The sequence below is a fragment of the Polaromonas sp. P1_A2 genome (assembly GCF_056406895.1).
This window is the reverse complement of sequence record NZ_JBFTZI010000002.1, coordinates 281,738-295,347: the sequence shown is the minus strand read 5'-3', so window position 1 is coordinate 295,347 and position 13,610 is coordinate 281,738. Positions and strand designations below refer to the sequence as shown.

Here is a 13,610-nt window from a genome sequence, read left to right as displayed (position 1 = left end):
GCGATGCGCATGCGAGCCCTACTTGCCTTTGCACATTCCCCTTGCTGCGCCAGCCAGTCCCGCTGGAGCGGGCTCATCTATCTATGCAGCGCGCTGATGTGCACCGGTGCCCAGGCCTTTTCCGTCAGCATCACGCCCGGCACCCGCTCACTGTTTCTGCAAGTGGGTGCCGGCACCATGACAGGGGGCAACTTCAGTTCCGGCGGCACGCCCGGCAACAACACCACCATCAACCGCGTGAGCGTCACCGTTCCCGCGGCCAGCCTGGGGGGCGGCTCCCTTGCCATGAGCAGCGACAGCACCGTGACGGCCAGCCCCTACAACGGGCGTGCGTTCTGCACGGTGCCCGCGCAGGTGTATGTGGGCGGCTTCTACCGCGCACCGGGTATGGGGGCCTCCAGCGCCGCTCTTACCGCGACGGCTCCGGCCTCACTGACCAACGCCAGCGGCAACACCATTGCTTTCAGCACGGTGTCCTGGGTTTCCGCCGGCATCGCCGACTCGGGAACCACGATTGCCAACGGCACATTTGTCGGCGGCGCATCGCAAACCCTGCTGGGCATCTCGCGCAACACCTGGTTTGAAAGCTGCCTGCAGTTCAGCTACGCGAACACCCAGCTGGTGGGATCCGGCAGTTTCACCGGCAGGGTCAGCTACACCCTGACGGCGCCATGATGGCCCGGCCGCCGCGCCTGGCGGGCACCGTTCTCGCGCCTTGCCTGCTGGCGGCCTGCCTGTGTGCCGCGCAATCAACGGCGGCCGGCACGGCGCGCGTGGATGACAGCGGCACCGTCGTCAGCCAGGGTGTCGTTCCCATGCGCTGGCGGCAGCTGGTGCCGGGCCGCGCGGCCGACAACTCGGTGGAAGCCAGCCTGCGCGTGGCCCTGCGCCTGAACCTCTCGCGCTGGCTGAACCAGCCCGTCAAGCTGTATATGGGCCTGGCGCCCGTGGCCGGTGAGCCCGTGCATGCCAGCTGGCGCACCCAGGGCCGTCTGCTGCCGGGCAACCTGCGAAGCGGCGCGCGCGCGCTGGTGTTTGAAGGCCTCGCCAGTGCGGCATCACTGGAAGAAACCATAGAGCTCACGCTCAGCACCGACGGCAGGGCCCTGGTTTCAGCGCAGGCCCTGCAGTTTTATTTCGAGGTGGATACCCCATGAACAGTCCCCGGTTGGCGCTTGCCCGGCACTGCGCGGCAGGCCTTTTTTACCTGGCCCTGGTGTTGGCCGCATCCTGCGCCGCGGCCGGCGAATTCGCGCTGGCGGTGTCGCCCCCGCGTTTTGAACTCGAACTCAAGCCCGGCGAGCGAAGCCGGCAAGTCATTGAAATCACCAACGCATCGCCCGCCTCCACCAGCCTGGCCATCAAGACCGCCGACTGGCGCCTGGGCATGGACAATGCCGTCACCTTTCTCGACGAACTGCAGCCCGGCAGTTGCCGGCCCTGGGTTGCCATCGAGCGGCGCGAACTCATCATGGCGGGCGGGCGCCCCTACCGCTTCCGTTTTGAAGTCAGCGTGCCTGCCGATGCGCCGGCCGGCGAGTGCCGTTTCGCCATCCTGCTCGAAGGCCAGGAGCAGCTCACGCGCATGGCATCGGGCCCGCCCATTCCCTTTTCGGCCCGCCTGGGCATCGTGGTCTATGCGGCCATCGCAGGCGCCGCGCCGCAATTGAGCATCGCCGGCGCCGGCGTCCAGACCCTGAACGGCCAGCCCACGCCGGTCCTGCAGGTGCGCAACAGCGGCGCGGCCCACGGCCGCATCGGCGGCTTCCTGACCGGCACCGACGCCGCCAACACCTCGCTCGAATTTTCCCCCGCCAACACGCCGATACTGCCCGGGGAGACACGCAGCGTGGCCCTGAGCGCCACACGCCCCGGCGACCCGGACAGCGCCGCGGCCGTCCGCTATCCCGTCACCGTGCGCGGCAAGCTTGAATGGGGTAAAGGCCAGGTGCAGGACTTCGAACAGCGCTTCGCGCCATGACACGGCAGGCGCAGACGCCGGCCGCCCTCCTCTATTCTTGTCCCCCATGCTGCCGCCGCGCGCTTGCGGCAATCTGCGCCGGCCTGGCGGCGGCGACAGCGGCGGCGCAAGGCCAGACGGCCGCCACACCCGCCGCGGCCTCGCACTCTCCCGCTCCCTACCTTGACCGCGTCATGGACGGGCAGCCCGAACTCGACGGCGGCCTGCAGCTCAAGACCAGCAGCTACAACGAAAGCGGCTGGCCGCGCAGCTGGCATGCCGACTACTCGGTCTTCAAGCAATCGGGCGGGAATACCGCCACCCGCGCCATCGACCTCGGCGGATACCTGGACACCCCCAACCACGGCGCCCTCTCATTCCATGCAGGGCTCGCGCAGCAGGGCTCGGGCGGCTACGCCTCCCAGGCCGCGGGAGGCCAACACGACTGGCGCATGGACCAGCGCGCATTGCCGCTGGACGGCGGGTGGTTCGCCAACCACCACGCGGGCAACGTCAACACCATCGCCACCCGGCTGGCGCGCGGCACCGGCCGGGTGTCCCTGCCGACAACGCCCATCCACGGCCTCAGCGGCCAGTGGTACCTGCAGGACAGCCTGGACCTGAACGCCGCCAGCGGGCGCGCGGGCCTGTTCAGCGGGATGGACGGCGCCGGCTTTGAAACCTCCGCCAGCAGCATCACCTCGGCCGGCGCGCAGTTTCGCCTGCCCACCCGCGCGGCATTCGCAGCCGCTGGACGCAGCGACATCGCATTTCAGCTCATCCAGGGCAAAAACATCCCCGACAGCGCCACCTCCGGCCTGAGCCAGGACACACGCGCCTGGTTCGCCGCCGCGTCCTGGGAAGGCCCCTCCCCCTGGGGGTCCGGCCTCGCCCCTGGCTATGGCGCGGCCAACGAGCGTGTGGGCGGCCTGCGCCTGCAAGGCAACCTCGTGCAAAGCAGCAGCACCCGCAGCGGCGGCGCCACCGGCCTCTGGCTGGACGCCACCTGGCGCAGCGAACGCTGGCGCCAGGCGGCCGGCCTCTTTCGCTTCGAACCCAAGCTGCGCTGGGGCACGACGGGCCTGGCCGGCGACCTGCAAGGCCTTTACTGGCAGGCCGACACTTCCACACGAAGGTGGCAGGCCGGTTTTGCCGCCGAGCTGAGCGACAGCGTCAGCGGCGGCCAGGCGGGCAGCATCGCTTCCGGCGGCAGCGCCTTCGTCAACCTCAACGGCCGCTACCTGCTGGACACCCACAACGCCCTGGGCGCGGCCCTGAGCTTTCGCGCCATCAGCAGCCCCGGGCAGGCCCTGCAGCTCTCATGGAACCGCAGCGGCGACTGGGGCCAGACCCAATGGCGCGCCGACCTCGCCAAAACATCCGGCAGCCGCAGCCTGCGGCTGGGCGTGGACCACAGCTGGCCGGCGCTGTGGACCACCCTGCTCAGCACCTCCCTGGCCCTGGAGCGTTTAGGCGGAGGCAGCAACCCCGGCACCGGCCTGGTCTGGGGCCTGCTCGCCACCCTGTCGCCCTGGCCCCAGTGGTCCATGGACGCTTCCCTGCGCGGCACGCGCAGCGGCGGCGGCGAATCGCTCAATACCAACATAGGCCTCAATTGGCAGGCGGCCCGCAACTGGTCGCTCAGCCTGCGTTACACCGAGTCGCGCGGCGAGGAAGCCCCGCAGGCCCTGGTCGTATCGGCCCTGACCGCCGCGACACTGCAAGCACCCATCAACCCCCAGGCCAACCGCAGCCTGCAGCTGCTGCTGCGCTACCAGGACCATGCCGGCATGGCGAGCGCCCCGCTGGGCGGCTTGCCCGGGACAGGCGCCGGCAGCCTGGCCGGCACCGTCTTTTTTGACGCCGACGCCAACGGCAGCCGCGAAGCCTCCGAAGCCGGCGTGCCCGGCGTCACCGTCGTCCTGGACCGCCGCTACGCCGCGCAAACCGACGCCCAGGGCCGCTATGAATTCCCGGCGGTCGCGGCCGGCGAACACCTCATCGAAGTCTCACCCGACAACATTCCCCTGCCCTGGGGCCCGGTCCTGCGCGAGCCCGCCAAGACCACGGTGCTGGTGCGCCAGGCCCATTCGTTTGACTTCGCCGTGCAGCGCGAACGCTGAAGAGCGGCTACCGCAGCCGGCAGGTAAATAAATTTCGCCATCGTGTAAGAAACGCCAAGCTCGCCCGACCAAAGCCCAACACGCAGCAAAACTGCGGCGGAAATCCCGGCTTCCTGCTTCTTCCCAGGCAGCCGGGCCTTGCGGCACCCCGAGGAGCACCTGATGAAAACAAGACCGAACGCCATACACCCCGGCTGGCTGCGCGCCATGCACTGGCTCAATGCACTGGCCGTTGTGCTGCTCATGATGAGCGGCTGGCGCATCTACAACGCCACCGCCTTCCTCGGCTTCACGATTCCCAAAGAGCTGACCCTGGGCGGCTGGCTGGGCGGCGCGCTGCAGTGGCACTTTGCCGCCATGTGGCTGCTCTTCTTCAACGGCATGCTTTACCTGGCTTTCAACCTCTTCACGCGGCGGCTGTTCCGCAAGTTTTTTCCGCTGTCCATCAAAGGCATCACGGCCGACCTGCTGGCCGCCCTCAAAGGCAAGCTGGCCCATGAAGACCCGCGCCACTACAACATGGTGCAGCGCCTGGCCTATCTTTTTGTGATGGCCGACAGCGTGCTCATCGTGCTCTCTGGCCTGGTGCTCTGGAAGTCCGTGCAATTCCCGCTGCTGCGTGAACTCATGGGCGGTTATGAAGGCGCGCGCCTGGTCCACTTTTTCACCATGGCCGCGCTGGCCGGCTTTGTCGCCGTGCACCTGGTCATGGTGGCCCTGGTGCCCAAGACCCTGGTCTACATGCTGCGCGGCCGCTGAACACCGGCCCGCATACCTCAAGGAACCAACCATGAACATCCAACGCCCCAGGCGCCTTCACCACATAGACGGCGACGACGTCCTCAAAGAAGCGGTGGACCGCATCGCCTCGGCCCACAAGCTCTCGACCGCCCGCCGCAACTTTTTGCGCGGCTCGCTCAGCCTGGGCGGCCTGGCCATGCTGAGCGGCTGCATGCTCGACGACAGCGAATCCGTCAACACCGCGCTGAGCCGCATCTCGCGCCTCAACGACGACGTGCAGGCATCACTGTTCGACCCGAACCGGCTGGCGCCCACCTACCCCGACTCCATGATCACGCGGCCCTTTCCCTTCAACGCCTACTACGGCGAAGACGAGGTGCGCGAGGTGGACGAAGAAAGCTATCGCCTCGAGGTCGCCGGCCTGGTCGCCGACAGGCGCAAATGGTCACTGCCCGAGCTGCGCGCCATGCCCCAGGCCGACCAGGTCACACGCCATATCTGCGTCGAGGGCTGGAGCGCCATCGGCAAATGGGGTGGCGTGCCCTTCTTTCATTTCCTGCGCAAGGTGGGCGCCGACACCACGGCCAAATACGTCGGCTTCAAGTGCGCCGACGACTACTTCACCAGCATAGACATGGCCACCGCCCTGCACCCGCAAACCCTGCTGGCGCTGACTTACGACGGCCAGGTGCTGCCGCCCAAATACGGTTTCCCGATGAAGCTGCGCATGCCCACCAAGCTCGGCTACAAGAACCCCAAACACATCCAGGCGATTTTTGTCACCAACACCTACCCTGGCGGCTACTGGGAAGACCAGGGCTACAACTGGTTCGGAGGCAGCTGAGCCCGCTCAGGTGCCCCCCAACACCGGCGATAAGGCATTCAGCTCAGGGTGCCCGCCGTTTTTCTTCAACAACTTTTCCAACACTCTTTCATCAAGGACAACACCATCATGAACACCCAAACTTTGACCGCCGCCATTCTCTCCGCCTGCCTGCTCGCCGCCGGCGGCAGCGCCCTGGCGCAGGACGCCATGAAAAAAGACGCCATGGGCAAGGATGCGATGGCCAGCAAGGACGCCATGGCCAAGGACGGCATGAAGAAGGACGCCATGGCGAAAGACGCGATGGCCAAAAAAGATGCCATGGCGAAAGACGGCATGAAGCATGACGGCGACAAGATGGCCATGGCCAAAAAAGACAAGATGAAAAAAGACGCGATGGCCAAGGACGGCATGCAGAAAGATGCCATGGGCAAGGATGCGATGAAGAAATAAAACGCAGGCAGGATAAAGAAGAAGAAGAAGAAAAAAAAGGCCGCGGCTCACGCGCCGCGGCCCAACCACCTTATCAATATGAATGCCAGTTGGCTGCGATCACGGGGGCGAGTGCAGCCTGATACTCCGACGGCAACGTGGTCCGCCCTGCGGGCGGCGGTGTGAAGGCGGCCATGGCCTGCACCAGCTTGTCGACGTCGGCATGATGCAGGTACTTCGCCCCTGTGTACGTGCCGCGATCAAACTCAAAGACATCCAGTTCCTCGACGTGATAAGCGTCCCCCAGGTACCAGTTGCTCACTGTCACCTTGTCGCTGGTGCCTATGACGCTGACCTCCAGGTCGTTGCCGCTGTGGCGGAACCACAACTGGTCGGCGTTAATGTAGTTGCCGAAACGCAGCCTGTCCCAGTTGCCGACCGTCGCATCGTTTTTGCATTTCGAATAGATATTTCAAACCCTCGCGCAAGCTCGTCGGCACCAGGGGCTCCAAGGGACCAATAAACCCGGGTGGCCTTTCTACAGTCCTGTCCAGGCGCGCCCTGAACCTGTCAAGGCCTATCACTGAATAAGTCCGGACCCACACATTCGCCACGCGATCCACCATGCTGTAGGTCCCGTAGGGATTGCTCCCCTCCATCAACTTCGCGAAAATTTCAAGAGCAGTGTGCTCGCCAAGTTGCGGCAAGCGGCCGCTGCGAAGAAGCTCTGTCAGTTCGGCATTGGTCAGTGGCATGGCGGCCTCCGGATGGGGATGACGGGTTTCAAATGGATGACGGGTTTCAAGGCCTGCTCAGGCCGCCGTTTTGTCGGGATGCAGCGCCTCCGCGCCCGGTTTTTTTGCCTGCAGCTTTCGCGCTTTATCAAAATGCGCGAGGAAGTCCTGAAAATGCCGCGCCAGGATTTGCCGCGCGGCCTGGGGCTCGATGTGCCGGCCGCGGAACTCCATGACGCGTCCGCTGCGGCTGCCCCGCTTGACGCGTAGGGCGCGCGCCACCGAGGTCGGGAATTTTTCTTCCAGCCGCTTTTTCATGTCCCAGGAGTCGGCCTTGCCGAAAGGCGCGACCCAGTCGACGAACCACAGGTGGTCGCCACCATTCCAGTCGGCCAGGGGGATATTGCCGGCGTCCAGCATGTAGGCGGCCTCGGCGCGGCTGCTCAAGTGGGCCCAGCTGCAATAGGCTACGGGCATGCCGCCGCGCTCGAGCAGCAGGTACTGGCCCAGCTCGATGGGCGGCAGGGCGAAGCGGCTGAGCAGGTCCACCGTCCAGTCGCGGTGCAGGGGGGAGTTCATCCAGAGCCAGGCCAGCTTGCCGAGGATGGCAAATTTGTCAGCGGCGGGCGCGGGGAAGGTGTGGGGCGTGCTCATGGCCGGCCTCCTTCAGGAAGATGGGCGGGCGGCAGAGGCGCCGTGCCATGCATGGAGGGGAAAGCACCGGCCCCCAGAGAAGAGAGGTATTAACAAAGTACTCATGCCGGTCTCCTTGCTGCCTGGTCAATACCCATCTCATTCTTAAGTTGTACAAATCCTTAATTGAGACGCCTTTTCCATTACTCAAAAGCCATGGTTCTATTTGTTATTAGCTTTTAAGTTCTACTCATATGAACCAAGAATAGGCAGGCGAGGAAAAATCAGGGGGCCACTTTGTGTTTTGGCGGACAAAGTGGTAACGATTTTTTGTGAATTTTTCACAAAACTGACTTAAAGGGATGGCACCCCGGCAGCGCTGAACGGAGCTGCGCGCCCGGCGCCATCCGCGGGCGCTCGGGTCATTGTTTCCAGGGGTAAATCAGGGGCTATAACTGTATGTTCATACAGTACGATGAAGGCTCTTGGAGAACAACAAAACTGCCCTGCACCCGGGGCCAAGGACAGACAGACATGCAGCTTTCCCACCCACCCCAGCCCCGGGCCGCCACGCCGCCGGCCCGCCCGCAAACAGGCCGCGCGCTCGCGGCGCCTTGGCCTTTTTATGTGCAGGCGCCGCGGCCGCCCTGTTTTGATATGGAGCTCAATGCGCGGCGTGTGCTGGAGACTTCCGCGCGCTACTTTTCAGCGCCGCCGCCAGCCCTCACCCCTGGCCTGTCCCAGAGGGAAAGGGAGTGAAGTCAGGGAGTTTGGTTTCTGCTCCTTCCCCCGCTGGGGGAAGGTTGGGATGGGGGCTGGCGATGCTTGATGCTTGGCCGTGCGTGATTGGAACGCCGCTGGCCCCCACCCTACCCTCCCCCAGCGGGGGAGGGAACTAAATCAGAAAGCGACCGAGGCCTGCATCCACAGCGTAGGCCGCTTGGCCGCCGATGCGGGGATCGACGTAGGCAAACCGCCGTCGGTGCGCCAGGCCAGTGACGAGCGCAGTTGCACCGGGCCCAGGGCGGCATTCACGCCCACACCCACACCGGCCAGGTTGCGGCTGTTGGAGGCCGGCGCGCCGAAGGGATTGCGGTTGATGGTGACCTTGCCCACGTCGTAGAAGAGCGTGGCCTGCACATTGGGCATGACGTTGTGACGCAGTTCCACCGTGGCGCGGTAGCCTTCGTCGCCGCTGGCCTCGCCCTGCGGATAGGCGCGCACACCATTGATGCCGCCCAGCGAGAATTTTTCCGACGAGTCCAGGTTTTTGCTGGCGGTCTGGCCGGCCACCGAGAGCGCCAGAAAGGTGCTGTCGGTAAAGCGCTGCAGGCGATTGGCGCCGTAGCTGAAACGTGTGTAGCTGCCGTTGGACTGGGCCGAGGCCGCGTCTATGGCCAGGGCAGTGGGCGAGTTGATGCTCAGGTTGCCGAAGGCGATGCTGAGGTCCAGGCTGGTGATGCCGCCGCCGCCCAGCGCGTCCTGCAGGCTGCCCGACAGGCCCAGGCTGGTGACGCGGACTTTTTTGGGCGTGAAGGTGGCGGTGCCGTCCACATAGTCCTTCAGGCTCTTGTCTTCGTACGAGGCCGTGCCGCTGAGGTTTTTGAACTGGCTGCGGATAAAGGGGTAGCTCGCGAACACGCTGCTGCTGGTGGCCGTGCCGTGGGCCTGCAGGGCTTCAAATTCCTTGCCGAGCTTGTAGTGGATGTCGGAATAGGCCGCGCCCACCTTGAGGCCGTCGCTGCCCACGGGCAGCTGGTAGGCCAGGCGCGCAAAACTGAGGCCCGAACCGGCGGTCAGCACATTGGCCGTGAGCTGGTCGCCTATCCTGAGCGGGCTCACCAGGTTGAAGGTGCCGGCCAGGCGGAACTCGCCGGTGTAGCGGCTGCCATAGTTGTCGGCCACCACGCTGCCGCTGTAGGGCTGGGCCGGGTTGACTTCAATCAGCAGCTCGGAGGTGCCCACGCTGGCGCCGGGCTGCAAGGTGGCGCGCGAGGTGCTCACGCCGGGCGTGTCCTGCAGCAGCAGCAGGCCGCGGTCTATCTGGTCGCTCTTGATGACGTCGCCATCCTTGACCTGGCCCAGGTAGGCCTGGGCGCGCTCATCGCTGAGCAGCGACTGGTTGTTGATCTTGTGGCTGGAGATGCGGCCTTCGATGACGCGGATGGTGACGGCGCCGTCGGTGATGTCCTGCGCGGGCAGAAACGCCCGGGCCACGGCAAAACCCTTGCTGCGGTAGTAGGCGGTGATGCGGCGCGCGGCGGCATTGAGCTGGCTCAGCGACTGCTCGGCGCCCACCAGGCTGGCCACCAGGGGCTGCAGCTCCGCCGTGGGGATTTCCTGGTTGCCGGTGATGGCGATGGACTTGACCAGCACCTTGGCCTGGCCCTGCTGGCTCAGGTCGGGCGATTCCTCGATGCGCTGCAGCGGCGCCGCCTGCTGCGGCGGCAGGCCCGGCGCCTGGCGCAAGTCGCGCAGCACCTGGCCGGCATCGGGCGGCGTCTGGGCCCAGGCGCCGCCATGCGTTGCCAGCAGGACCGCCGAAGCCAGGGTGGAAAGAGGCAAGGAATTGAATTTCATCTTTGTCATTTCGATTGAACGCTCACGCGGCTTCACACGGCAACGGCCGCCACCCCAGGGCCGCCAGCCATGTCCTCCCGGCATCCCACGATTTTCTGTATTCCCGAACCGCGCCGCCATACTGCAAATGCAGCAGATGCGCCGCTCCCGCACTGTCGCAGAGCGCGGCCGGCCTGTATGTCCCTATTTTTAGCGACATAGACGACAACGCCCAGGGCTTTGGCGTGGAAAGCGCACTGGCGCAGGCGCATCAGGAGCCTCGAGGCCTTGCACCACGGCAAGCCCCTTGCAGCACGGCCAGGGCCTGTTGGCCGGCCTCGTCGCCCGCCTCCACCCCGGCGGCGGACAAGGCATCGGCCATGGCGCAGGGGTCCCGGCCGGCCTGGGCATTTGCCGGGCGGCCCACGCCGGCCAGGTAAACCATGGCGCTGCGGTAGGCCTCGTCCATCACGAAGACAGGCCCCGGCTCCGCGGGCCGGATGATCAGCCTGCCGTCCGTGATGTCAAACCCTTGCTGGCCGGACCAGGGGCTGTAGATGCCGAGGTTGACGCCGCTGGCGGCCGCGACGCCCGGCGCGCCAACGCCCGACTGCCGCGCGCCGTTAAAGACCACGCTGGTATCGGGCAGCGTGAGCGGCTGCAAAAAGCTGCGCAGCAGCGGGCCGGTCTGGCCTTCGTAAATACGCCAGGTGGCCGTGGTGCCGCCCTGCGTGGCGATGTCCCAGCCGCTGAAGGTGGCGGCCTGCAGCATCTGGCCGCTGGCCCTGCCCGTGCCGCCCGCGCTGCCGGTCTGGCCCGAGCTGTCGATGTCCCAATAGCTGTCGCGGGTCACCGCGGTGCCGAACTCCTCGCCCACCAGCCCGCCCACCATGCCGGTGGCGCTGACGCGACCGGTGCTGTAGGCGCGTGTGATGGTGCCGTCCAGCGAGCTGCCCACCAGCCCGCCGACCCTGTCATTGCCCGTCACGGCGCCGCCGGCGTAGGCGTCGGTGATGCCGCCGTCGCTGAGTTCGCCCACCAGGCCGCCGACATAGTCGCTGCCCCGCACCGTTGCCGTGCTGTAGACATTGCGGAAGGTGGTGCAGCAGCCCTGCCCCGCGATGGCACCCACAAAGTCACCGCCGGTGATGCTGCCGCCCACCAGCCCCAGGTTCTGGATGCTGGTGCTTTGTGTGAGGCCAAAGAGGCCGACAAAGTTGTCGCCAGGGCGGTTGATGAACAGGTTGCTGATCCTGTGGTTCAGGCCGTCAAAACGCCCCTCGAAAATGCCGGGCGCGCCCACGCCGCCCAGGGTGTCAAAGCCCGCGCCGGCGTTCCAGTTCACCGTGGCACTCGCGTCGATGTCGGCGCCCAGCACATAGTTGCCCGTGGGGTTGCCGTTGATGCCTTGCAGGTCGGTGCCGGTGGTACTGCCGGCCGCGCCCAGGCTGGTGATGACTTTGTACGGCACGGTCACGCCATCGCTGCCCAGCCGGGTGCTGAAGTTGTCGCCGGCCCGCAGGTTGACCTGTGCGCGCACGTTGTAAGTCGCCGTGTTGCCCGCATTGAGCGCGCCCAGTCCGTACTCCAGTGCCAGCTTGCCGTTGGCATGCTGCGAGGTGATGGAGGCATTGATGTTGATGTTGCGCCAGGCACTCAGGGTCAGCGTGGTGCCGGCGCTCCAGGTTACGGCGGCGTTGACATGGATGTCGCCGGCCTCGCTGCCGCCCGCATTGTTGGTTGCCAGCGCGACGTTGCCCAGGTTGAGGTTGTTGCCCAGCGTCGTCGCGCCTATGCCGCTGCCGGTCAGGCCGCCGCTGCCCGCCGCGATGCTGAAGTCTGTCGGGTCAATCAGCCAGGTGCCGTGCGTGCCGCTTGCGGCCAGCGTGGTGATGACGGCGCCGTCGGCCACCTTCACGTGGGCCGCGCTGGTTTCGACAAAGCCGCCGCTGCCCCCCGTGGGTGCCGATGCATCCAGCGTCCCACCCACATTGACCGTGCCGCTCTCCATATCGCCCATCAGCAAAATGCGGCCGGCCTTGTTCTGTATCGTCCTGGCTTCAATCACGCCGGTGTTGTTGACCGTGGCGGTCGTCAGGCTGTCCATGGCCCTGGCCGACAGCAGCACCTGGCCGCCATTGGCCTGGATCAGCTGTTTGTTCTCAGCCAGTGCATTGATGGCGCCCTGGTCAATGCTGTAACCCAGCAGGCTGCCGTTATCGAGCTTGAGCGTGACCTTGTTGCCGGCCGCCAGCAGTGCTGTGCCCAGCGAGGCCGTCATCACGCCTTCGTTGCGCACTTCAGGCGCCAGCAGCGCCAGGTAACCGCCCTGCCCCGCGTTCAAGTTTCCCTTGTTGACAACCGAGCCGCCCGAACCCGTGAAGACATGCCTGCCCGCCATAAAGTCGGCATTGCCCATGCCGAGCGTCGAAGCCACCAGGCCGCCGACGTTGACCTGGCTGCCCGCGCCAAACAGCACACCGTTGGGGTTCAGGATAAACACCTGGCCGTTGGCCGTCAGGCTTCCGAGCAGCTCGCTGGGGCTGCTGCCGATGATGCGGTTCAGGGCGATGGCCGAGGCATTTGGCTGGTTAAAGACCAGCGCCTCGTTGGCGCGGGTTGACAGGCGGGTCCAGTCGATCGCCACACGCTGGCTGCTTTGGTTGATCGTCGTGGTGTTGCCCACAGTCGCAATGCCGGCCGCACCGGCCGACACCGTGGCATTGGCCGCATCGGCGGCCCTGGCCTGCGGCGCAAGGCATGCCAGCGCAAGCACCAGACCGGCCATCCCCAGGGAAATAGCCGTCTTGCCATGGCCCCTGGTGTTCTCCGCCACGGCAACGCAGCTATTGGTGGCCGGGCTCCAGACCAGGCGGTAAATGCGGTTGATGCTGGCGTGGCTTTTCATGATTCCTCCTTGCCTGCCAGCGATGGTATGCCTCTTGGTGCTGCTCGCCCAGAGGGGGAACATTACAAATGAAATTGAGCCGGGTCTTGCTCCGGCGGGCGCGCCTCCCCTCCTCCCCCTCCTTCTCTTGTTCTCTTTTTATCTCTCTCTGCTGAGGGCGGTTGGCCGGGGGTTGCCCGGCGGCAACTCACTTTTAGCGAAACCCGCAAAGCGGGTTTTCTTTGTTCGCCAAAAGGCGCGCTACGCGCGCGGGGTTTGCTCACTTCGCGCAGCGAAGTTACGCAAACACCAAAAGTAAGCAAAAGAAAAGGCGACCCTACTTGCTGCGTCCCTTCGCTTCGCTACGGGCAACCTGCGGTGCTCGATCCAGCCGGGGTCTCGCTAAACTCGCTACGCTGCGCTTCGCTCAAACAACGCGATCCCTGATCCGTCTGGACCTCCGCTCCTCGGCGCATCCAGAAGGGGTGGGGAAGGAATACCAATACCTGAAGAGACAAGGACTCGCCGTGGCGAGTCCTTGTTTGTCTTGGTTTGTTCTTTGGTATTTGTCTTCTGTCCCCGCTCCCGATTGCCCCGTCCTGGCTGGGCCGAGGAGCGCAGAGACAAGCGGATCAGGGCCGGCGTTGTCTGAGCGAAGCGAGTTTAGCCGGACCCCGCTTGGCTCGAGCACCACAGGTTGCCCGTAGCGCAGCGGAGG

12 protein-coding genes are annotated in these 13,610 nt (G+C 65.6%); 7 read left to right on the top strand and 5 right to left on the bottom strand.

Annotated features, from left to right (window positions below):
* Positions 1 to 96: 96 nt before the first annotated feature.
* From AC1D09_RS08305 to AC1D09_RS08275, 7 genes are all read left to right on the top strand, one after another.
* Positions 97 to 675 carry a hypothetical protein gene (locus AC1D09_RS08305; RefSeq protein ID WP_477664732.1) on the top strand — a complete coding sequence of 193 codons (579 nt, stop codon included), beginning with the start codon at positions 97 to 99 and terminating at the stop codon, positions 673 to 675.
* On the top strand, positions 672 to 1,157 hold the full coding sequence (locus AC1D09_RS08300) for a hypothetical protein (protein WP_477664731.1): 486 nt from the start codon (positions 672 to 674) through the stop codon (positions 1,155 to 1,157). Before AC1D09_RS08305 ends, AC1D09_RS08300 begins: the two co-directional genes overlap by 4 nt.
* Positions 1,154 to 1,981: a COG1470 family protein gene (locus AC1D09_RS08295; protein WP_477664730.1), complete on the top strand. Its 828-nt coding sequence runs from the start codon at positions 1,154 to 1,156 to the stop codon at positions 1,979 to 1,981. The genes AC1D09_RS08300 and AC1D09_RS08295 overlap by 4 nt, the downstream gene beginning before the upstream one ends.
* Positions 1,978 to 4,083, top strand: coding sequence for an SdrD B-like domain-containing protein (locus AC1D09_RS08290; protein WP_477664729.1), 2,106 nt, complete (start codon positions 1,978 to 1,980; stop codon positions 4,081 to 4,083). Before AC1D09_RS08295 ends, AC1D09_RS08290 begins: the two co-directional genes overlap by 4 nt.
* 162 nt (positions 4,084 to 4,245) lie before the next feature.
* On the top strand, positions 4,246 to 4,842 hold the full coding sequence (locus AC1D09_RS08285) for a cytochrome b/b6 domain-containing protein (protein ID WP_477664728.1): 597 nt from the start codon (positions 4,246 to 4,248) through the stop codon (positions 4,840 to 4,842).
* Positions 4,843 to 4,873: 31 nt separating this feature from the next.
* The gene (locus tag AC1D09_RS08280; protein WP_477664727.1) at positions 4,874 to 5,668 is read left to right on the top strand and encodes a molybdopterin-dependent oxidoreductase; all 795 of its coding nucleotides are present in this window, start codon (positions 4,874 to 4,876) and stop codon (positions 5,666 to 5,668) included.
* A gap of 108 nt (positions 5,669 to 5,776) precedes the next feature.
* Complete coding sequence (locus AC1D09_RS08275) at positions 5,777 to 6,100, top strand: pentapeptide MXKDX repeat protein (protein WP_477664726.1); 324 nt, start codon at positions 5,777 to 5,779, stop codon at positions 6,098 to 6,100.
* A 73-nt stretch (positions 6,101 to 6,173) separates the two neighbouring features.
* On the opposite strand, the gene AC1D09_RS08270 is transcribed toward AC1D09_RS08275, so the two are convergent.
* The 5 genes from AC1D09_RS08270 to AC1D09_RS08250 form a co-directional block, all read right to left on the bottom strand.
* Complete coding sequence (locus AC1D09_RS08270) at positions 6,174 to 6,467, bottom strand: calcium-binding protein (protein WP_477664725.1); 294 nt, start codon at positions 6,465 to 6,467, stop codon at positions 6,174 to 6,176.
* Between the two features lie 10 nt (positions 6,468 to 6,477).
* A complete protein-coding gene (locus tag AC1D09_RS08265) occupies positions 6,478 to 6,834 on the bottom strand; it encodes a hypothetical protein (protein ID WP_477664724.1) in 357 nt (118 codons plus the stop codon).
* Between the two features lie 57 nt (positions 6,835 to 6,891).
* A complete protein-coding gene (locus AC1D09_RS08260; protein WP_477664723.1) occupies positions 6,892 to 7,467 on the bottom strand; it encodes a toxin-activating lysine-acyltransferase in 576 nt (191 codons plus the stop codon).
* Between the two features lie 879 nt (positions 7,468 to 8,346).
* The gene (locus AC1D09_RS08255; protein WP_477664722.1) at positions 8,347 to 10,026 is read right to left on the bottom strand and encodes a ShlB/FhaC/HecB family hemolysin secretion/activation protein; all 1,680 of its coding nucleotides are present in this window, start codon (positions 10,024 to 10,026) and stop codon (positions 8,347 to 8,349) included.
* A gap of 250 nt (positions 10,027 to 10,276) precedes the next feature.
* On the bottom strand, positions 10,277 to 12,913 hold the full coding sequence (locus AC1D09_RS08250; RefSeq protein WP_477664721.1) for a two-partner secretion domain-containing protein: 2,637 nt from the start codon (positions 12,911 to 12,913) through the stop codon (positions 10,277 to 10,279).
* Positions 12,914 to 13,610 lie beyond the last annotated feature (697 nt).

Excerpts from the sequence above, each read along its gene's own strand:
- AC1D09_RS08305 (WP_477664732.1), top strand. The coding sequence starts at position 97 with ATGTGCACCGGTGCCCAGGCCTTTTCCGTCAGCATCACGCCCGGCACC.
- AC1D09_RS08300 (WP_477664731.1), top strand. The coding sequence starts at position 672 with ATGATGGCCCGGCCGCCGCGCCTGGCGGGCACCGTTCTCGCGCCTTGC.
- AC1D09_RS08295 (WP_477664730.1), top strand. The coding sequence starts at position 1,154 with ATGAACAGTCCCCGGTTGGCGCTTGCCCGGCACTGCGCGGCAGGCCTT.
- AC1D09_RS08290 (WP_477664729.1), top strand. The coding sequence starts at position 1,978 with ATGACACGGCAGGCGCAGACGCCGGCCGCCCTCCTCTATTCTTGTCCC.
- AC1D09_RS08285 (WP_477664728.1), top strand. The coding sequence starts at position 4,246 with ATGAAAACAAGACCGAACGCCATACACCCCGGCTGGCTGCGCGCCATG.
- AC1D09_RS08280 (WP_477664727.1), top strand. The coding sequence starts at position 4,874 with ATGAACATCCAACGCCCCAGGCGCCTTCACCACATAGACGGCGACGAC.
- AC1D09_RS08275 (WP_477664726.1), top strand. The coding sequence starts at position 5,777 with ATGAACACCCAAACTTTGACCGCCGCCATTCTCTCCGCCTGCCTGCTC.
- AC1D09_RS08265 (WP_477664724.1), bottom strand. The coding sequence starts at position 6,834 with ATGCCACTGACCAATGCCGAACTGACAGAGCTTCTTCGCAGCGGCCGC.
- AC1D09_RS08260 (WP_477664723.1), bottom strand. The coding sequence starts at position 7,467 with ATGAGCACGCCCCACACCTTCCCCGCGCCCGCCGCTGACAAATTTGCC.
- AC1D09_RS08255 (WP_477664722.1), bottom strand. The coding sequence starts at position 10,026 with ATGAAATTCAATTCCTTGCCTCTTTCCACCCTGGCTTCGGCGGTCCTG.
- AC1D09_RS08250 (WP_477664721.1), bottom strand. The coding sequence starts at position 12,913 with ATGAAAAGCCACGCCAGCATCAACCGCATTTACCGCCTGGTCTGGAGC.